Origin of the sequence: Flavisolibacter tropicus (genome assembly GCF_001644645.1) — a bacterium.
Taxonomy (GTDB): Bacteria; Bacteroidota; Bacteroidia; order Chitinophagales; family Chitinophagaceae; genus Flavisolibacter; species Flavisolibacter tropicus.
This window is the reverse complement of the sequence record NZ_CP011390.1, coordinates 5,553,569-5,574,621: the sequence shown is the minus strand read 5'-3', so window position 1 is coordinate 5,574,621 and position 21,053 is coordinate 5,553,569. Positions and strand designations below refer to the sequence as shown.

The 21,053-nt window shown below is 39.9% G+C and carries 17 protein-coding genes; 9 read left to right on the top strand and 8 right to left on the bottom strand.

The genetic code is table 11. The annotated features are described in order from the left end of the window. On the bottom strand, positions 1–951 hold the full coding sequence (locus SY85_RS23615; RefSeq protein ID WP_066408497.1) for a GNAT family N-acetyltransferase: 951 nt from the start codon (positions 949–951) through the stop codon (positions 1–3). After that, entirely contained in the window at positions 941–1,939 is a 999-nt protein-coding gene (locus SY85_RS23610; protein ID WP_066408495.1) for a polysaccharide deacetylase family protein, read from the bottom strand. The genes SY85_RS23615 and SY85_RS23610 overlap by 11 nt, the downstream gene beginning before the upstream one ends. 78 nt (positions 1,940–2,017) lie before the next feature. Here SY85_RS23610 and SY85_RS23605 point away from each other — a divergent pair, with 78 nt between their 5' ends. The 7 genes from SY85_RS23605 to SY85_RS23575 all read left to right on the top strand — a co-directional run bounded on the left by SY85_RS23605 (position 2,018) and on the right by SY85_RS23575 (position 9,138). Continuing rightward, positions 2,018–2,914 carry a glycosyltransferase family 2 protein gene (locus SY85_RS23605; RefSeq protein ID WP_158513024.1) on the top strand — a complete coding sequence of 299 codons (897 nt, stop codon included), beginning with the start codon at positions 2,018–2,020 and terminating at the stop codon, positions 2,912–2,914. Continuing rightward, positions 2,911–4,410 (top strand): B12-binding domain-containing radical SAM protein, encoded by a 1,500-nt coding sequence (locus SY85_RS23600; protein ID WP_066408486.1) that lies wholly within the window; start codon positions 2,911–2,913, stop codon positions 4,408–4,410. Before SY85_RS23605 ends, SY85_RS23600 begins: the two co-directional genes overlap by 4 nt. Before the next feature lie 75 nt (positions 4,411–4,485). Next, on the top strand, positions 4,486–5,079 hold the full coding sequence (locus SY85_RS23595) for a methyltransferase (protein WP_158513023.1): 594 nt from the start codon (positions 4,486–4,488) through the stop codon (positions 5,077–5,079). Next, the gene (locus SY85_RS23590) at positions 5,072–5,797 is read left to right on the top strand and encodes a class I SAM-dependent methyltransferase (RefSeq protein ID WP_066408477.1); all 726 of its coding nucleotides are present in this window, start codon (positions 5,072–5,074) and stop codon (positions 5,795–5,797) included. The genes SY85_RS23595 and SY85_RS23590 overlap by 8 nt, the downstream gene beginning before the upstream one ends. Further along, positions 5,798–6,844, top strand: a complete 1,047-nt coding sequence (locus SY85_RS23585; protein WP_071892091.1) for a radical SAM protein — start codon at positions 5,798–5,800, stop codon at positions 6,842–6,844. Between the two features lie 6 nt (positions 6,845–6,850). After that, positions 6,851–8,317: a B12-binding domain-containing radical SAM protein gene (locus SY85_RS23580; protein WP_066408475.1), complete on the top strand. Its 1,467-nt coding sequence runs from the start codon at positions 6,851–6,853 to the stop codon at positions 8,315–8,317. After that, on the top strand, positions 8,314–9,138 hold the full coding sequence (locus SY85_RS23575; RefSeq protein ID WP_066408472.1) for a class I SAM-dependent methyltransferase: 825 nt from the start codon (positions 8,314–8,316) through the stop codon (positions 9,136–9,138). Before SY85_RS23580 ends, SY85_RS23575 begins: the two co-directional genes overlap by 4 nt. On the opposite strand, the gene SY85_RS23570 is transcribed toward SY85_RS23575, so the two are convergent. After that, on the bottom strand, positions 9,135–10,010 hold the full coding sequence (locus SY85_RS23570; protein WP_148661275.1) for a hypothetical protein: 876 nt from the start codon (positions 10,008–10,010) through the stop codon (positions 9,135–9,137). The genes SY85_RS23575 and SY85_RS23570 overlap by 4 nt on opposite strands. 276 nt (positions 10,011–10,286) lie before the next feature. Here SY85_RS23570 and trhA point away from each other — a divergent pair, with 276 nt between their 5' ends. Continuing rightward, positions 10,287–10,967: a PAQR family membrane homeostasis protein TrhA gene (gene trhA, locus SY85_RS23565; protein WP_082886667.1), complete on the top strand. Its 681-nt coding sequence runs from the start codon at positions 10,287–10,289 to the stop codon at positions 10,965–10,967. 138 nt (positions 10,968–11,105) lie between these two features. Here the strand turns inward: trhA and SY85_RS23560 are convergent, their stop codons facing one another. The 3 genes from SY85_RS23560 to SY85_RS23550 are packed head-to-tail and all read right to left on the bottom strand — an operon-like array spanning position 11,106 to position 18,705. Beyond that, a complete protein-coding gene (locus tag SY85_RS23560) occupies positions 11,106–13,415 on the bottom strand; it encodes a GH92 family glycosyl hydrolase (protein WP_066408463.1) in 2,310 nt (769 codons plus the stop codon). Positions 13,416–13,468: 53 nt separating this feature from the next. Beyond that, complete coding sequence (locus SY85_RS23555) at positions 13,469–16,375, bottom strand: DEAD/DEAH box helicase (protein ID WP_066408461.1); 2,907 nt, start codon at positions 16,373–16,375, stop codon at positions 13,469–13,471. Positions 16,376–16,383: 8 nt separating this feature from the next. After that, on the bottom strand, positions 16,384–18,705 hold the full coding sequence (locus tag SY85_RS23550; RefSeq protein WP_071892090.1) for a GH92 family glycosyl hydrolase: 2,322 nt from the start codon (positions 18,703–18,705) through the stop codon (positions 16,384–16,386). A 351-nt stretch (positions 18,706–19,056) separates the two neighbouring features. On the opposite strand from SY85_RS23550, the gene SY85_RS23545 reads away from it, so the two are divergent. Then, positions 19,057–19,494, top strand: a complete 438-nt coding sequence (locus SY85_RS23545; protein WP_066408459.1) for a VOC family protein — start codon at positions 19,057–19,059, stop codon at positions 19,492–19,494. Between the two features lie 169 nt (positions 19,495–19,663). On the opposite strand, the gene SY85_RS23540 is transcribed toward SY85_RS23545, so the two are convergent. Next, on the bottom strand, positions 19,664–20,002 hold the full coding sequence (locus SY85_RS23540) for a DUF983 domain-containing protein (RefSeq protein WP_236938260.1): 339 nt from the start codon (positions 20,000–20,002) through the stop codon (positions 19,664–19,666). Positions 20,003–20,138: 136 nt separating this feature from the next. Then, positions 20,139–21,020 carry an AraC family transcriptional regulator gene (locus SY85_RS23535; protein WP_066408457.1) on the bottom strand — a complete coding sequence of 294 codons (882 nt, stop codon included), beginning with the start codon at positions 21,018–21,020 and terminating at the stop codon, positions 20,139–20,141. Between the last annotated feature and the right edge of the window lie 33 nt (positions 21,021–21,053).

The window sequence follows — 21,053 nt, the reverse complement described above, 5'->3', positions numbered from 1 at the left end:
TCAAAATATATCAATATCTGCAAAAGTAAATTTGATCTGCTCAAAGGAAATATCGGTACCCAGATCTTTGAAAATTACGGGGTACGATGGAATGCTTTTAAAGCGTTGTTTAAACAAAGTATTCAACTGTGTATTTACGCATGCTTGAAAGTAAATCTGTTTAATTCCAAGTTTCAAAGCTATTTGTCGAATAACAGCCATTGTCTTTTCAAAATCCTCTCCGGCTAAATCCAGATCACCTATCATGAGTGCATTATTGATTTTAACCCAAACTTTCGCTTTGCTAATCTGCAAAACAAACGTGTTGCCATACGTTTTATACTGCAAGTAATTTTTATCACGGTAAACACCTCCAAAGCCTTCATTTAAAATTGAATTAGGGAGCCCCGTTTCTGTAGTTCTGTAACGCTTTACAACGAATCTCGAATACTGTTTATAAAGCGGTTTGATCCATTTAAACTTTTGTGTGGCAGCAGCTATTGGCAGTGTCATTACTGAAAGCGAAAAGCATTCCATAGTCTCAGTCACCTGCCACCCTAACTTTTGAACAAAGCCGTGATAGGAGTTCTGGTTTGGAAAGCCAAAGATGAATGGTATTCCATTTTCCCTACATAACTCAAAGGTCACCTCAGCAAGTTCCACAAACAATCCTCTATTTCTAAATTCAGGATGCGTCATTGTATCACCTGACTGGGCCGATAATATAATCTCACCCTTATATTGGATAAAGCAAGGCATAACCCCGTAATAAGCGATAGGCAGTCCCTGCAGATTATACGCCAGATAACCAATATGTTCTACCCCTGTATAGGCCGTGTTATATTTATTTTGGTAATAATTTTCCGGGGGAGCCGTTTTATAAACAGCCTTATATAACCGTTCAAGGTCGCGTATTCTATCCTTTCCCAATCGTTCAATTTGGTACCCCTTGGTGGCAACATCAGAAATCATAGGATCCTTTTATTGTAGCTAATAACTGGTTTTGTGAAGAGATAAAGGGATTGACTGTAAAACGTTCCTTCATGGTAGTGTCGCACGTGTCGGTAGCTGATAAAAAGTCCATCGCCAATAATTGTGTAAATCCTAAGGCCTTGGCTTCGTTAATAACAGCAGGCGTGTACGAACCGTAGGGAAATGCAAGCGACCTTACTTCTTTATCTATAAGGTTTTCCAAATAGGTTTTTGAGCTACCTAACTCCTGCCTGACATCATCGGTTGATAGGGTAGCCAAATCGTTATGATAATACCCATGACAACCAATTGTGGTCCATTTTGACAAGGACAGTTGTTTTATTTCCTGTGCGGTCATCTGCTGCCAGTAGTCCGTTTCTTTATGTAAAGGAATGGTTGAATAAAATTGTTTAATGAATTCCTCTTTCAGTTTAAAAGGTTGCTCGCGTAAATAGTCTTTTAAATATTTTCCAGAGGTACGGGCATGATAATTAGAATGCCTGTCTTTTACAAATACCTCATTTGCAAATTGAATGGACCGAGGGCCATATTTTTTAATAATGGCTAGGAAATCATTCCATAAGATGTCATGATCTGTATCCCGTATTGCTGTTATAAAAAAAGTAGCTGGCATCTCATACTTCTCCAAAAGAGGAAACACATATTTAAAGTTATTGGAAAAGCCATCGTCAAATGTCAGGCAGACATTAAAACGGTCGTTTGAGAGCCGGTCTTCATAAAAATCATTAAGAGACACTACATGACAGTATTTTTTATAAAGGCGTAAATGGTCCTCAAAGGTTTTCAGCGTAAGGAAGATATTATTAAACCGAAGATGGTCTTTCTGACAAACACCATGATAAATGACAATCCGCTTGCCTCTTGCCTTCTCAAAAGATTGGTTCCAACCCAAAGTGTACTTCAGATCATTGCTGGTATACTTGAATTTTTGACGGGCCTTTTTGAAGGTTTGCGTTACTAAAACCATTGCAGTAATATACGGATGAAAAGTAAACCGGTTGCTTTTTTCAGTAGAAATTACTTTATATTAGATCATTCTGATTCTATGAATATGGTTAGCATCATTCTCCTTACCTATAACCGGTCAAAGCTTCTTCAGGAATGCATTCACAGCATATTGAACCAAACGTATACCAACTTTGAATTGCTAATTATTGACGACGGTTCTGATGACGACACACGAGAGCGGGTTTTAGAAATAAAGGATACCCGGATCAGCTATTTTTATCAGCCGCGGTGTGGATATACAGGACGCTTAAAAAACTATGCTTTAAGCAAGGCCAAGGGAAGTTTTATTGCTTATATGGATTCGGACGATCTGTGGAAGGAAGACAAACTCCAAAAGCAAATGGATTTATTCATAAAGAATCCGGAGATAGGCTTTTCCATAACGGATGTCACTACGTTCAAAGGAGAAGAAATCCTTAGTTATCATGCCTACCCTTTTCAAAATACCGTTCGGTGTGAATCTATTTTTAGCCGGATAACGGCCAATCGGTTTCTGATATATGGGTCTGTGTTAGTAATGAAAAGAAGCTGTTTTGATAAGGTTGGCCATTATGATGAGACAATGCGGTCCGGTGATTTTAACTTTCACATGAGGCTGGCCTATCATTATGATTGTGGTATCCTTTATGAGCCGCTGGTCCTGCGCCGGGTACATGATACCAATATGAGTAAGGAAATTCCTTTTGAGAATTATGAGGAATATCTTGCTACCTATCAGTATCTGTATAACAATGGAATGGTAAAAAAGAAGCCCTTACGGCAAGCCAAGGGTATAGCCCATCTAAAATTGGGAAAATTACATGAAGGGAGAGGCAATAGGAAAAAGGCGCTCACCCATTATTTAAATTCTTTTACAGCCAACCTTTTTTACCCTCGCTACGTATATTCATTAGTGAAAATATATTTGAAGGTCAAGCCCCAGAAGCCGCTATGAACAAACTGCTGTTATTTAATCCCAGGAGTGCTAACTCCAAACCCAGGATTCCGAACTCCATACTCTCTATTGCCGCTTCTGTTGAGGGGTTATTTGACTATGTGATCGTTGATGGCAACATGGAAGCGGACCCTTGGCCAAAAATCAACCATTACCTGTCAACTGGCGCGTTTAAATTTTTCGGTTGCACCTGTATGCCTGGCCCACAGTTAAAACAGGCCATACCGGTTTCAAAGAAAATCAGAGAGCTTTTTCAGGATATTATTACGATTTGGGGAGGCTACTTTCCTTCCAATCAGTCGCAATCGGTTTTGAATTCGGGCTATGTGGACTTTATTATAAATGGCCCAGGCGATAAAAGTTTCCCTGCTTTATTGGAAGCGTTGCTAAAAGGAGAGCCCTATGAAATAATCTCAAACCTAATTTATAAAAGTGGTGATGACATTATCAAAACCAGAAAGGACGAATTATATGATCAGGACGAGTTATCACCACTACCCTACGAGAAACTGAATGGTTTTTACCCGCTTGGCAGATACTTAGGCAAAAGTTACCTGGGCACAAAGACCATTGCCTATCACTCCAGCGTTGGATGCCCTTTCAAATGTTCCTTCTGCGCTGTGGTTCCTATCTATAATGGTCGCTGGAAAAGTAAGTCGGCTGAAAACGTTTATAAAGACATTAAATATCTTAAAGACAACTATGGCGGAAATGCTATAGAGTTTCATGACAATAATTTCTTTGTTTCGGAAAAAAGAACAGCTGAATTCTCAAGACTGATCATGAACGAAAAAATGATCTGGTGGGGAGAAGGCAGAATTGACACTATCAACAAATACTCCGATGAAACGCTGGCTTTAATGCGAGAGTCGGGGTGTAAGATGATATTTTTTGGTGCAGAAACCGGCAATGACGAGATCCTTAAAAAAATGGATAAGGGAGGCACTCAAACGGCAGAACAGATCCGGGCCTTTGCAGCCCGCATGGCAAAGTTTGACATTATACCGGAGTACTCTTTTGTATTGGGAACACCTGCCGACACCCCAGAGCAGGTAATGAAGCAAATAGACTTTGATATTGCATTCATTAGGGAGATCAAGTCTATTAATCCTAATACGGAGATCGTGATTTATGTATACAGTCCTGTGCCAACGGAAGGAACGGATATGTATGAGCGTGTTTTAAAGGCAGGCTTTCGATTTCCAGAAAAGCTGGAGGATTGGGTTGGTCCGGAATGGGAACAGTTTGATTTACGCAAAAATCCGCTCACGCCTTGGCTTACCCCAGAAATGGTGGATAAAATAAAAGATTTTGAAACGGTATTGAATGGTTATTACCCGACAGTATCTGATATCCGATTAACAGGCTTTAAACGAAAACTGATGCGTACGGTTGCAGCTGTCCGCTATAAAACAGGTTTTCATAAGATGCCTTATGAGATAAAGGCCATGCAGCGGCTTTGGAAATACCGTCAGCCAGAAATAGAAGGATTTTAAATGAGAGGGGTTGTCAAATATATAGTTGGTAAAACCTATAAGCCTTTGCTAGTTAAATATCTTTCCAGCACAAGAATGTATAGGTACCGAAACATTGTATTAACGATCCCGCCGCAGGTTTTTCACCCGGGCTTTTTCTTTAGTACAAAGCTATTGTTGAAGTACCTCAATAAGTTCGGTCTTACTGATAAGCATTTTTTGGAATTAGGTGCCGGAAGTGGACTGATCTCTATATATGCGAGCCAGCAAGGAGCAAAGGTTGTAGCAAGCGATATTAATACCATTGCTGTACAAGCTTTACAAAATAATGCGGCGGTCAATAACGTGCAGATGCATATCCTTCATTCTGATTTGTTTGCGGCTATCCCACAGCAGGCGTTTGATATCATTTCTATCAATCCGCCCTATTATAAAAGAAAGCCCGTTACGGATGCTGATTACGCCTGGTATTGTGGTGAGGGCGGTGAATATTTTCAAGCACTGTTTAAAGATCTGGGTAATTACATCCATTCATCATCTGAAGTACTCATGATTCTATGCGATGGTTGTGACCTAGAGATGATACAATCGATTGCTTGGAGAAATTCTTTTCAACTGAATTGCGTGTATTCAAGAAATAACCTTTTAGAAAAAAACTTTATTTACAAGATTGCGCCCATAAATGCATAGGCTAATAAACGATACTGCCCCTAATTATTACGACTTTGAGCAGGAATATCTTTACCTGAGGGACAAGGAGGGCAGAATTTATAGTGATGAAGTAGTGGCTCAACTACCATTGGTTTCTAAGTCTCACCACTTAAAAAATGAATGGAAGATAAGGGGCAGATCCTGCAAATGGTTAGTAAACTATTTTTCGAAAAAGAACAAGCCTTACCGCATTCTGGAAATTGGTTGTGGTAATGGGTGGTTATCGAACCAACTTGCCAATGTTCAAAATGTGCAGGTAGTTGGGATGGATATAAATACGATGGAACTTGAACAAGCGAATCGGGTATTTACGAGAGCGAATCTTCAATTTATTTATGGGGACATAAGTAATGTATGTTTAAATGAACAGTTTGACGCCATTGTCTTTGCAGCCGCCTTTCAGTATTTCGAGTCAGTTGGAAAAATTCTAAATGCTTGTTTTGGGCAGCTAAAAGAGGAAGGAGAAGTTCACATCATTGATACACCATTTTATAATGTGGAAGAATGTGCACTGGCAAAGGAAAGAAGCAAAGTATATTTTAACGCCAATAGTGCTCCAGGCATGAAGGCCTATTATTTTCATCATTCAACGGCAAGCCTGGAACCTTACAAGTACAAAATCTTGTATTCCCCCAAATCATTCATCAACAAGGTTTTTAAAATCAATCCATTTCCGTGGATTTGTATATCTAAATAAATGTTGGAACAATCACTATATTATACCTACCACCGCTATAAAACATTGCGATCCCATAAGATCACAACATTGCCTATTGTTATTTTGATGCCACATAGCGCCTGTAATTGCCGGTGTGTAATGTGTGACATTTGGAAAGGTAATCAAAACCTCAAGCAACTAACTGAAAAAGATGTGGAAGGCTTATTGACTTCTTTAAGAAAGTTTAAAACGAGCAGGATATTGATGTCTGGAGGAGAAGCGCTATTAAATCCAGCATTCTTTGATCTATGCCGGATGCTGCAGAAAGAAAACATCAAAATCAGCTTGTTATCTACTGGCATATCACTAAAAAGATATGCCGTACAAATTGTGGAGCATATAGATGATGTCATTGTTTCTTTGGACGGAGATGAAGAGACGCATAATACGATACGAAATATCAAAGAAGCCTTCTCCAAGCTGAAAGAAGGTATTCAAGCCATTAGAGCAATAGCGCCCTCCTATCGTATCACTTCAAGGACAGTTATACATAGGCTCAATTTCAAGAAATGGTCCGCCATTATCAACACAGCAAAAGAAATAGGTATCAACCAGGTTAGTTTTCTACCTGCCGATGTGAGCAGTCATGCTTTCAACCGTGATGTGTTGTGGACAGGAGAACGGCAAAGTGAAATTGTTCCAACTCAAACAGAGCTTAATGAATTGCAGAAAACGCTCCTTTCTCTAGCCGAATACCATAAGCAGGATATTGAGCAAGGTTATATTGCAGAATCGCTGCAAAAGCTTCAACTGATTTATGATCACTATGCTGCATTTTATGGGCTTATTCCATTTCCCAGTAAGAAATGTAATGCCCCATGGGTATCAACGGTTATAGAGGCTGATGGTAATGTAAGGCCCTGTTTTTTTCATGACTCCATAGGTAACATACATGAAAACACGCTGGAGAATTTGCTCAATAGTCCCAAAGCCTACCAGTTCCGAAAGTCATTGGATATGGATACAGACACTACCTGCGCACAATGTGTTTGTTATTTGAATCTTCCTGCCTGGAAAAAAATATAGTCTGGTATGAAAAACATTCTGTTTACGCATTCGTACTTTTTACGCTTCGATCCCAAGCAATGGAATACAGGCCAACCCTACGCCCCTTTGGGTACCTTGTATGCGGCTGCTGTATTACGTGAGAAGGGTTATACGGTAAACCTGTTTGATACCATGTTTGCCCATGGACCAGAAGAGATCATTCCAGCTCTGGAAGCAACCAAGCCTGATGTACTTGTGATCTACGATGATGGGTTTAATTACCTGACCAAAATGTGTCTGACCAATATGCGTGAGGCCGCTTTTTCCATGATCAAGATGGCCAAGGCAAATGGATGCACTGTCATTGTTTCCAGCTCTGATTCCACTGATCATTTTGAAAAATATTTACAGGAAGGCGCAGATTTTATATTATTAGGTGAAGCAGAAATGACCTTATCTGAACTGCTGACGGCCCTCCAGATCAATCAGACTGACATTGATCAAATAAAAGGACTTGCTTACTTACATGATGGCGGTGTTTTTAAAACAGCAAAGCGATCTGTAATGACAGACCTGGATTCGTTACCATTACCTGCCTGGGATTTATTAGATATTACACCTTATCGAAACACATGGCTAAAGCATGCCGGGTATTTCTCCATGAATATTGGCACTACGAGAGGCTGTCCCTTTAAGTGTAACTGGTGTGCTAAACCAATTTATGGTAACCGCTACAATGCAAGGTCTCCGGAAAATGTTGTACGGGAATTAAAGTATCTGAAGGAAACGTTTAATTATGACCATATCTGGTTCTGCGATGACATATTTGGATTGAAACCCGGCTGGGTAAACCGGTTTGCCGATTTGGTTGAAAAAGAACAACTCCAGTTTACATTCAAGATACAGTCCAGGGCCGACTTATTAATACAGGAGAACTATGTAAAAGATTTAGCCCGTGCTGGGTGTGCTAATGTATGGATGGGAGCTGAAAGTGGTTCTCAAAAAATACTGGATGCCATGGATAAGGGCACTACCATACAACAAATTCAAGAAGCTACCCGATTGCTTAAAACTAACAGTATTCATCCTGCCTTTTTTATTCAATTTGGCTACTTGGGCGAGACCAAGGAGGATATTGATCTCACCATCAAGATGATCAACAAATTGTTGCCGCATGAAATTGGTATTTCTGTTTCTTACCCGCTGCCTGGAACTGGTTTTTATGAAAAAGTAAAAGCAGATCTGATTGAAAAATCAAATTGGACAGATTCTGATGAATTGGTCCTGATGTTTAAAAATACTTTTCAACCCGCCTTTTACAAACAACTTCATCGCTATACGCATAAAAGCTTTCGTAAACACATAGCGTTTGACCATTTCAAGAAGTTGATACGACATCCATCCAAAACAAACCGCTTTACTCTCAAAAAGGCACTGTCAGGCTTTTATTATATTCCTGCTACCTATATTGAAAAAATAAAACTAAAACGACTGGAAAATCCTTCTGCATGAACATAATTTCAGCGAATGTAAATGAGCAACAGACAGCTGCAGCATTTAGCAAACAATCGGAAATATTTGATGCTATCTATTCTGACAACATCATTATTCAATACAAAAGGAAAAGAGTAAGAGATCATGTAAACCAGTTTCTTGCTCCCAACAGCACTATCCTGGAATTAAACAGCGGTACAGGAGAAGATGCTATCTGGTTTGCCCAAATGGGGCATCAAGTACATGCAACCGATATTGCTACTGCTATGCAAAAAACATTGATCGAAAAAGTTGAGAATGCTGGTCTGACAAATAAAATAAGTCATGAGTTACGTTCCTTTACAGCATTGGACCAATTAAAACAGGAAGGGCCTTACGACTTGGTATTTTCCAATTTTGCCGGACTTAATTGTACAGGTGAATTAGATAAGGTATTACAGTCATTGCCCCCCTTATTAAATCCTGGCGGTATTGCAACCTTAGTAATCCTGCCTCCTTTTTGTCTATGGGAAACACTATTGGCATTGAAAGGCGATTTCAAAACAGCTTTTAGAAGAACATTCAGCCGTAAAGGAGTTACTGCTCACTTAGAGGGAAAGTATTTTACGTGCTGGTATTACAGGCCATCCTATATCATTAACCAGTTGAAAGACAAAATGGAAGTATTACGCGTAGAAGGATTATGTACCATTGTACCCCCGTCGTACTTGGAGCGCTTCCCTCAAAAAAGACCAAAGCTATATCGCTTTCTAACTAATCTGGAAAATAGATGGAAGTCAGTCTGGCCGTGGAAATATATTGGAGATTATTACATCATATCCCTCCGGAAAAAGAACTAAAAGATTGCTGCATGCTTTGAAACCTTCTGGAGGAGATCATTCAGCTTTTGTTCATACCTTTTTAGTAGGACAAACTGGAAATTTTGAGGATTGTGTTTAGAATAACGTTCGGATGCTTGCATACCAATAAGAATACCTTTTTTATTTAACTGTCCATCTTCAGTTTTCTTTTTATATCGTTTTCCTGTAATTAACATTAATCTCCTTTCAAGCTTGTTAAATATTGGCAAATCAAAAACTGTTTCAAGCAGTCTTTTCATTAACCAATTATTCTTTACACGTAGAAACTTGTTATTCACCACATAATTAGGCAGATAATTTCTTGTCCATTCATTGGCTGCAAAAAAATCTTCAAATGTCTTTTCACCACACATCGGCACAAGAGTAGCAATTTCTATAGCTGTAAAAATATTCTTTTCAACAATCTCTATACCAGCTTCATCCACCCAATAATTCATACAAAACCACTTTCCTCTTCCAAACGGCACCCAAATCTTTCTAAACAACATTAATATGGTCCTTGATATCCACAATCTATCCTTTGCCGTTATGATAAAGAAATCGATATCCGAAGATTCGTCTGCAAAATTTTTTGATAAAGATCCAGAAATGCCTACCCCACGCACATATGGAAAAAGAGAAATAAGCCACGCAATTTTAGAGGCAATTTGCAATTGAGAGATAGCAGCCTTGTTTCCTTTTATGCGCCTTTCTGCCAATTGATTACCAGGACATAGACTGTAAAAACGATCCGTATGAAAGATCAACTGTTCACTGACCATTTCAGATAATTCGACTTCCAGCTTCTGTCTGTCAACCGCCTTTGCACAAAATGCATACAGTTCATCGGCAGTTAAAGGATAATGAAACATATCGAAGTATGTAAGAGTACTTAGCAAGCAATTTCGCATTCGGGTAGGTTTTGTTTCAAAGTACAGTTATCGAATAGGCATTATATATCCTATTAGTAATATACGAAAAACTGTAAGGAAGAGTTGCCTGCTTTCCGATAAATAGCTAAATAAATTGTTCTCTGCCTAAAATATTTTGTCCTACTTTATTTTGATCGACTAGTAATTATGGCTCTTTTTTGGAACCTTTCTAAAAGGTTAGCGCAGATCCTTATATAATCGGTAAAGCTGATCGATATGTACCAGATCAAAAGGATTGTTCGTTATGTGAATGCCTATTGTAACGCACCGGGCCGTTGCCAAACCAAGAAAGAGGAAATGCTCAACGCAGCGACACACGCTGTAGGTGTTTTATTTTGTATTATCGCTTCACCTTTTCTATTAAAATACGCCTATGATGTTGGTACAAATGCCAGCTTTAGAGCTGTATGCACATTTGCCATAGGCATGCTCATGGTTTATACCAGTTCATCCTTATATCATTCTGTACAAAATAAAAAGCTCAAGCGTGCTTTTCTAATCAGTGATCATATTAGCATCTATTTTCTCATTGCCGGCACTTATACGCCCATAGTCATACGTTTTCTCCCTCATACGGCAGCTTCCATATTTCTGATAATCATGTGGAGCCTTGTTGTTGCAGGTAGTTTTTTAAAATTATTTTTTACTAACCGGTTTGAATTACTCTCTGTTTTGTTTTATTTAATTATGGGGTGGATGCTGCTTTTTATTTATAATCCCATTAGCCAAAATATGCCGCGTGTCACACTTTGGTGGGTCATAGGTGGTGGTCTTAGTTATACGGTGGGCGTTTACTTTTATATAAGAAGTAGTGTTTATTATTTTCACTCACTATGGCATTGCTTTGTGCTATGCGGCACAGTGGCGCACTATGTCTCAATCTATCAATGCATTTAACTGGTTGTAATTGCAATTAAGTAACAAAAACTCAGACTCGATTACAAAAGAGAGCAGCCACTAATGGCTGCTCTGTATACTTTAGAATCGGTGCCTATTGGGTTTTTAATACACTCTGGTCAGGCCAATGGTTAAATCTTATGGCTTTGACTGAGGAATCTTCTGCTCCACTGAAAACGAATAAGGAAAAGCATTTGCCTTTGCACCTCTGGCCTTATTTGGCATTGCCCCCATAGAAAAATTCAGGACCCCGCCTTTAAGCAATTCAAAATGGTTAACATAGTTCTTATCATACGCCTTACCATTAAACCGCAGTTCCTGAACATACTTGTTCTCTGCACTACTTTCCGGTGCCTGAATCACAAGCGTTTTCCCATTATCCAAAGCAATGGTCATTTTCTTAAATAAGGGCGTACCCAATACATATTGATCGGTACCCGGACATACAGGGTAAAAACCCATTGCAGAAAATACATACCAAGCAGACGTTTGCCCATTGTCTTCATCACCACAATAACCATCAGGTGTGGCTTTATATAGCTGCTCCATGACGCGTCGTATCCAGTATTGGGCTTTCCAAGGCTGTCCAGCATAGTTATAAAGATAGATCATGTGCTGTATGGGTTGGTTACCATGTGCATATTGGCCCATATTCATGATCTGCATTTCGCGGATTTCATGGATCACGCCACGATAATAACTTTCATCAAACACAGGAGGCATTGTAAATACAGAGTCCAGCATTCGTACAAACTGGTCATTACCTCCCATTAATTGTTTCAGTCCTTCTATATCATGAAATACACTCCAGGAGTAATGCCAAGAATTACCCTCTGTAAATGCATCGCCCCACTTGAATGGATTAAATGGCGACTGGAAAGAACCGTCTTTGTTACGCCCGCGCATCAGTTTGTTTTCTGCATCAAAGAGCTTGCGGTAGTTTTGACTGCGACGTGCATACAATTCAATTTCGGCTTGCGGGCGCTTCAATGCTTTTGCCAATTGATAAATAGTAAAATCGTCATAGGCATATTCCAGCGTACGGGCAGCGCTTTCATTAATACCCACGTCATAGGGAACATAACCCAGATCGTTATAAAAGCTTACTCCTTTCCTACCAACAGCGGTTAAGGGTCCTTCGTTATTTGCGCCATGTAACAGTGCCTGGTACAAAGTATTGATATCATATCCGCGTAAGCCTTTCAGGTAAGCATCTGCTACCACAGAAGCAGAGTTATTTCCTACCATTACATTTCTAAAACCAGGACTAGACCACTCGGGCAAAAAGCCACCTTCTTTATAATCATTCACCAATCCTTCCTGCATTTCACGATTGATTGATGGATAAACAAAATTCAAAAAAGGATACAGTGCACGAAATGTATCCCAGAAACCTGTTCCCGCAAACATATAACCTGGCAGCACTTGCCCATTATAAGGACTATAGTGTACTATTTTGCCTGACTTATCTACTTCGTAATGCTTTTGTGGGAACTGTAACGTACGATACATACATGAATAGAAGGTACGTACTTCATCTATCGTTCCTCCCTCTACCAGTATTTTATTCAACTGTTTGTTCCAGGCTGCTTTAGCTTTAGCCTTTGTTACATCAAATGCATCCTTACCTAGCTCGCTATTTAAATTCAATTCGGCCTGTTCAAAGCTGATAAAGGAAGAAGCAACTTTTAACTGCACCTTCTCGCCTTTTACAGTTTTAAAGCCTACAACAGCACCAGCATGAGCAGCGGTAGTTTCTATTGAGTCAAGCAGCATTGTACTGTCGCGCCAAGTATTAGCTTGCGTGAAAGGCTTATCAATATAGATAACAAAGTAGTTTTTAAAGTTTTGCGGCACACCACCGCTATTGCGTGTCGTATAACCGATGATCTTTTTTTGTTCAGGAAGGATCTTTACATATGAACCTTTATCAAAAGCGTCGATGACAATAAAAGCACTATCACTTTTAGGAAATGTAAACCGAAACTGGGCAGCTCTTTCTGTGGGAGTGATTTCAGTTGTCACATCATGATCGGCTAAGTATACACTATAGTAATAGGGTTTAGACACTTCAGCCTTATGTGAAAACCAACTAGCTCGATCGTTTTCCCGGAAACGCAACTTACCAGTTACTGGCATGATAGCAAACTGTCCGTAATCGTTCATCCAAGGAGAAGGTTGATGGGTTTGCTTAAATCCCCTGATCTTATCTGATGCATAGGTATAAGCCCAACCATTGCCCATGTTACCTGTTTGCGGAGTCCAGAAGTTCATGCCCCAAGGCACTGCAATAGCGGGATAAGTATTACCGTTTGATAAAGAAGGCTTGGAGTCCGTACCCATTAAAGGGTTGATCCATTCTACAGGATCATTTACTTTCGTTATCATTTGAGCAAACAATGTATTTAAACTACATAGTGCAACGGTTAAAAACAATAGCTTTTTCATGTGTGGTTTGTGTCATTATAAAAATACGATAGCCGGGCTATATCGTAATCTAATTATTCTTTTGCGGTATTCAACAAATAAAGCAAATCTGTTTTACTGAGCGATTGCAGGAATCCCTCGTCTGACTTGATAACTTCTGCCGTCATTTCCTTCTTTGTTGCTTGTAGCTTCTGAATCTTTTCCTCTATAGTGTCAGGACAAATCAGTCGTATGGCCATTACATTTTTGTGCTGCCCAATCCTATATGTGCGATCAATGGCTTGGTTTTCAACGGCAGGATTCCACCATGGATCTACCAGGTATACATAATCAGCAGCTGTCAAATTAAGCCCAACCCCTCCGGCCTTCAGGCTAATCAGGAATACACGGACATCTTCATTTTTTTGAAAGTTCTCTACTACTGCTTGCCGGTCCTTCGTACTACCGGTAAGATATTCAAAGCCAATCCCGCGTGCCAACAGTTCCTTACGTACCAGGTTTAGCATGCTTACAAACTGAGAGAAGACAAGGATCTTATGTTGGGGTGCTTTTGTTTCAATTTGCTCTACCAGTGTTTCAATTTTTGAAGAGCCATCACTATTCAATTTTTCTTCGCCCAATAATAATGGCGAATTGCAGATCTGCCTTAAACGGGTCAATCCTCTTAATACATGCATGGAATTCTTCTTGATCTCATCACCATCCTGCGCTGAAATAAACTCGCGAAACTCTTTTTCATACGCCTCATAGATATTACGTTGTTCTGCGTCCATTGGACAATACAATTCCACTTCTGTTTTCTCTGGCAAATCAGCTGCTACCTGCTGCTTGGTGCGGCGCAAAATAAAAGGTGCTACTTTCCTCTGTAACTCTTGTGCCCGCTTGCTTTCTTTGAATCGATCTATTGGAATGGCATAGGTATCTCTAAAATACTGTTTGTTACCTAACAGTCCCGGGCAGGCAAATGAAAGTTGTGAGTACAGGTCGAACGTATTGTTCTCAATAGGCGTACCTGTAATAACAATCTTATTCCTCGATTGCAGCAAAGAAACCGCCTGGTAACGCTGGGATTCTACATTCTTAATATTTTGCGACTCGTCTAAGAAGATATAGTTGAATGTAAATTTCCGTAAAAGCACAACATCCGATAGCAACGTTCCATAAGAGGTCAGCACCACCTCACAATCTTCAAAGCGTTTGTGATTAACTGACCGGTTTGCACCATACAATGTATAGACTTTAATAGAAGGTGCAAACTTTTCCAATTCAACCTGCCAGTTAAAGAGCAGCGATGTTGGTACCACTAATAAATTGATGTTACGCGCTACTTTTTGTCGTTGTAATAATATAAAAGCGATGATCTGAATGGACTTGCCCAGCCCCATGTCATCTGCCAGGCAGCCACCAAAATTATGGTCATCCAGAAAGTTCAGCCAACGGAGCCCTTCTAACTGATATGGCCTGAGTGTGGCATGTAAGCATCCGGGCACGTCAACGTCATTGATAGTAGCTGGTTCTTTAAGCTTCACTGCATATAACTCCAGCTCATTTTGAACCTCTTGCGTCAGCATTTGATTTTCATACAATTCTGAAATAGAGGCAAATGCTATTTTAGGCGTTTGGATTTGTTCTTCGTGTATTTGGCCAGCATTTAAATAAGCCGTTAATCTATCCAACCACTCCTGTGGCAGTATGCCCAGCGTACCATCATCTAAGCGAACAAACTTACTCTTGTTCCTAACGGCCTGCTGCAATTGTTTTAAGCGTGCTTTATTCTTTCCAAAACGCACATCCACCTCTGTATTGAACCAATTGAGTCCACTGATTACCTTAATAGTTATAGTAGCCTTGTTGCTATTGAGATTATTTCGCTTTAATTGATTGAAGCCAAGTATCGTTATGCCATGCTGTTTCCACTCCTCAAAGGCCTGCAGGAACCAATTCTCGTTCAGGAACTGTTCTCGATTCAGGTAGAAGTAAGGCAAGTCATGTTCCAATTGGTCCCAAAGCGCTGGATGTTGCCTGATTAAAAGAGCTGTAAACTTGGCTTCCGACTCTTCATTTCGCTGCACTAAGAGCTGCTCACCATTGGTAGATGTTATATAGATCTGTCTTTTAGAAAGAACAGGTATATCTACCTGTCCATAACGCACTACTGGATTAATTATAACATAAGGCTCCAGGTCAGACAAATAGATATATTTCTCTATAGCACCATGAATATCACTTTCTAACTGCTGCTCGTCCGTTGCAGCTTGGATATAAGTGTAGGTAACCGTCACCTTGTCCTCTAACTTGGCAAGTACTTCTTTTTGAAAGGTTGCAAACTGACTTGCAGGAATGGTCATCCCATTTCTATACGGTTTAAAAAACTGAACAAGATTTAGAAGTGTGAGGTTTCCAAGCAAATGCAATTGCTCATTATGAATGATAAAGTAGTCATACTTTACTTCTACATCTTTCCACTCCAACTGTTCCTCATTAACAGTTAGCTGCAGGTGAAGTGTATAGTCTGAAGCCGTTTTATTTACCCATAGTGTAGCATTATTGATTGTATCGCCTATTACAACCACCTTCAACGAGCCTGCCACAATATTCTCTGAGAACTCGGTGTTATGATAAAAGCAACGTAAGGAAAGTGGGTTTTCCATTACCGCTTTCAAAGCATCCAGATCAGCCGCCGACCGAACCATAGTGGGATGGTTCTGAAAACGACTGATTGCTGAAAAGAACTTTAATTCTTTAGCATCCTCCCGTTTCCAGATCTGATCTAACGGTGAAACCAATACTAATGGGTTCTTTACTTTCCCTGCTTGGGTAAAAGAAGCCTGGTACAACTCAATACTTAGTTGTTTGTGAAAACGATACTGCCGAAACACAACAATCAATGCCCCATCGACCATGGCTGTCCCCAGTATTGAGGGCACCTGTTGCTTGTTGAGCAGAAGCAATTCCTTCACTTCTGTAATCGAGTTGTACATAGCTACTTCTATTTAACCTTAGCTAGCGTAACTGGACTTGGCGACATATAGAAAACCAAACTACCTCCATTCATCAGATCAGTATGCGTGAGATAAGTCCTATTTAACGGCTTTCCATTCAGCAATACCTTCTCCACATATACATTCTTCTCGCTTTGATTGATGGCTTGAATGGAAAACGTTTTTCCATTCTCCAGTTTAATGGTTGCTTGTGATACAGCCGGGCTACCCAACTGGTATTGATCTGAACCAGGCGTTACCGGATAAAAACCCATCGAACTAAAGATGTACCAGGCACTCATTTGACCACAGTCATCGTTACCGCCAAGGCCATCTGGCGCTGGGCGGTACTGCTTCTTTAATATCATACGCACCCGCTCTTGTGTCTTCCAAGGCTGATTGGTAAAATTGTACAGATATGCTACATGGTGGGACGGTTCATTGCCATGTACATAATTACCAATGATACCATCCCGAGTAATGTCTTCTGTTTCTTCAAAGAATTGATCCGGCAGGTGCATGGTGAATAAAGAGTCCAGATGTGGAATGAATCGTTCGTTACCTCCCATTGCATTGATCAAGCCTTTAGGATCGTGCGGCACATATAAGCTAAAGTTCCAGGCATTACCTTCTATAAAACCCTGGTTGTTGGTAGATAGTACATCAAACTCTTTACGGAAACTGCCATCGCTTAATTTTGGACGCATATAACCGATAGAAGAATCATATACATTTCGCCAATTAGCTGAACGCTTTATAAACTCATCATAGATATCATTCCGCTTTAGCTTTTTAGCCAGTTGCGCTATACACCAATCATCATAGGCAAACTCTAAGGTAGTAGAAACGGAAATTCCTCTTCTTTTATCTTCTGGTACATAACCCAACCTACGATACTCACCTAATGCATCAAAGTAATTGGTTCTGGCTGTTTGTACACAAGCATCTAAAGCTTTGCTTAAATCATAACCCACATTCCCTTTAATGGCAGCATCAGCAATCACAGACACACTATGATAGCCGCTCATACACCAGTTCTCATTGGCATAGTGCGACCAGATCGGCAACATATGTTCGGCACTTTGCTCCTGATGCGCTAGCATAGATTGGATCATATCGCGATTACGTTTAGGCTGCACGATGTTAAACAACGGATGCAAGGCACGATAAGTATCCCACAAGGAGAAAGTGGTATAATTTGTAAATCCTTTTGCTTGGTGCCTGTTCTGGTCCAAACCTTTATAATCACCATTCACATCCATATAAACTGTCGGAGATAAAAACGAATGATACAAGGCTGTGTAGAAATTGATCATATCGCCTTTATCTGCCAGTTTCACATCTACCTTTCCGAGCTCCATATTCCACAGATCTTGCCCTTGTTGTTTTACCTGGTTAAAGTTCCAATTAGGAATCTCTCTTCGTAAGTTCTCTAAGGCATTGGCAGTACTAACCGGCGAAAGCGCAAATTTTACTTTAATGGCCTCACCTTCTTCTGTTTTAAAATTAAAATAGGCGCGCAGCTGCTTGCCAGCTATCTCAGGAAAGTTGTGGCGCTGATCAAATCGTCCCCAGAAACCTCTATACGGTTGCTTTGCCGAAAAGTCATTATTACCATAAGACACAAACGGCTTGGAGAAGGTCATAGCAAAATACACAGTACGTGTACGCGCCCATCCAATCGTTTGACGGTAGCCGGTAACCAATGTGTCATTTTCAATACGTAAGTAGGTCCAGGCATTTTTATCATCGTAGTTATAAATGCCATGCATCAGATCAAGGATAATATGCGCCTGGTCTGTTTTTGGGAAGGTATATTGATGAAAACCTACACGAGTAGTTGTAGTAAGTTCAGCCAGAATGTTATCATCCTCCAACTTCACCTTATAATAGTTGGGTTCTGCCACTTCAGTTTGATGAGAGAACCTTGAGCGATAACCTGTTTCCGGAGCAGCGGCAGTGCCAGGATTCAGTTGCAGGTTGCCCACAGTTGGCATAATAAGAAAGTCGCCTAAGTCAGAATGGCCCGTACCGCTAAAATGTGTATGGCTAAATCCAACAATAGTTGGATCTGTATATTGGTAGCCAGCACAATACTTATAAACATCCGGATTGTACTTACCATTAACGGCGTATGGAATGGTATCGGTATCTGGACTTAACTGAACCGCTCCAAAAGGAACGGTGGCGCCAGGATAAGTGTGCCCCATCTTTTCGGTACCAATTAATGGGTTAACATATTGTATCCAATTGGCTGTTTTCTTTTGCGCCCAACTGGCCATTAGACTCATACTTAACGCTGTTAACAACAAAGCGCCTCTCACCTTCATAATTTTGTGCTTTTGGAAATTGGTGCAAGTTACCCTTATCGTCTAGGCAACTTTATTAGCCGGCTAAAGTACTTAGAAATGCAACTCGAGAATGCAATCTCTCTGCTTCGATATTCACAATTACCTAACCCATCATATTCATAAGTTAGTAACTATTCTGTATAATAATGCAGCAGATACTCAAAAGCAGATATCATCGTATGTTGGCCAGAAAAAAACGAAAATCTTGATTAAAATATCAATTACATAGTAAATTTTACCTGCTCTTAATGTAGTAAAAAAACGAGCTTAAAAAGAAAGTCAAGTAATAAATGAAGTCTTACCTTCATCCACTTTTAAAACCAAACAACAATGCCACAAATCAATCCTTATCTCAATTTCAAAGGAAATTGTGAAGAAGCATTTAACTTCTACAAATCCGTTTTTGGCGGAGAGTTTCCATATGTAGGACGCTATAAAGACATGCCACCTTCTGAGGGAGAGCATGCCAGCCAAATAGATGGCAACTTGATCATGCACATTTCCCTACCCATAAGTAAGGAAACCGTATTGATGGGCAGTGATGTTGGCGGCGATTGGGCCAAGCACACCGTGGAAGGTAACAATATCCAGCTTTCTATTAATGCTGAAAGCGAGGAAGATGCTACAAGAATATTTAATGGTTTATCAGCTGGTGGCCAGGTAAAAATGCCATTGGAAAAAACTTTCTGGGGTGCCTTCTTTGGCATGTTTACCGATAAGTTTGGAATCAACTGGATGGTTAATTACGATTATAACCAGCAGAAGTAAGCAATCTCTTATACAAACAGACTAACAAATAAAAAGCACAAGTATACTTTATACTTGTGCTTTTTATTTGTATTCCCCTTTTTAGTACGTACAAGAACAAACACCATATTTGGAATTTATATCTTGAAGCTTCTGTTTTAATAGCACTTAGCAATGTAAAGCCTCTGCACTACCAGTTAGCCATTTGTTCTTTGTTGATACGTTCTACTGCTACTACATCTCCTTCCATCCACTTTGGGCTATAGCGTACAAAGAAAGCCAGCCAAACAGTACGGGATATACGCATTAACGGCGGTTGAAGGGCTATTAAAAGAAAAGCGTTAATGCCAATCCACCAGAAAAGCCGGTTGTCTTCAAAACTAAACCCAATAATGGCCCACCAAAGGAAAAAGCTAGCTATACTCATTAAAAAGGCCAATGCATAACTGATCATATTGGTACCATAATAAAAGCCAGGTTCCAAATCTAACAGTTGTCCACAAACAGGGCAACGTTCATTCATCTTCATGAAGTTCTTTAAATCGTAGGGATTAGCCGTTTGGTACATATCCCCTCTACGACAGCGGGTACACTTACATTTTAAAACACTAAGTAAGAGTCCGGGCTTCTCATTAGTCTTATATTGCGCACACATAGGTAAGTATTTATTGGTTGATAAAGTTTTTCCGAAAATCATCAGGCGTAATTCCCACATTCTTTTTAAAAAATCGGTTGAAGTAAGAATTGTCCTGAAAGTTGAGATCATAAGCTATTTCAGTAACTGTAAGATCTGCATTGGTAAGCAAACGTTTGGCTTCCAACAATACACGATCACGAATCAGATCCCCTGCTGTTTTACCCAACAGATCCTGGCACAATGCGTTCAAGTGGTTAGGCGTTACATACAAAAGTTCTGCATACTCTTTTGGCAGCTTTATGGTGCGGAAGTGCTTATCGATCAAATGCTGAAAACTTCTTAGCAACTGCATTTTTTGTTGTGGTATTTGCCGTACATTTTTATAATGGCAGTTACGGTCCACTGTTATAAACAATTCCAGCAACTTCAATCTTATAACATCCAGATTCTGCTCTTTACCCTCTTTCATCTCTTCCAGCATCGTTTCAAAGAGGTCTGCTACCTGGTTATGAGATAATATTGGCAGCAGACAAACACTATCGGCACTATTACCTCGAAAGAAAGGGAAGCGCTCCAAATAATGGCTGTTTTGTAAGAAGGTGGTAAATAGTTCATCATTGAAATGAACAATATAGCCATCAACGTTACTTTCAAAATGCCAGCTATGTACCTGTCCCGGAATCATAAAGTAGATCTGGTAAGGTTGCACAGGAAACTTTTCAAAATCAATTGTATGAGAGCCTTTCCCTTTTGTAAATAATACCAGGTGATAAAAAGAATGACGGTGTGGGCGATGCAGGTTATGGTAATGTTTCTCCAGGTAAGAGCCAAACCGCTCAATCAACAAGTCTTTTTGTGTACGCTGATCAATGGAACAGATGTCATAAACCGGGATAGAAGCTTTTGCCATATTACTGATCTCTTTCGTTGGATAAAGTTACTT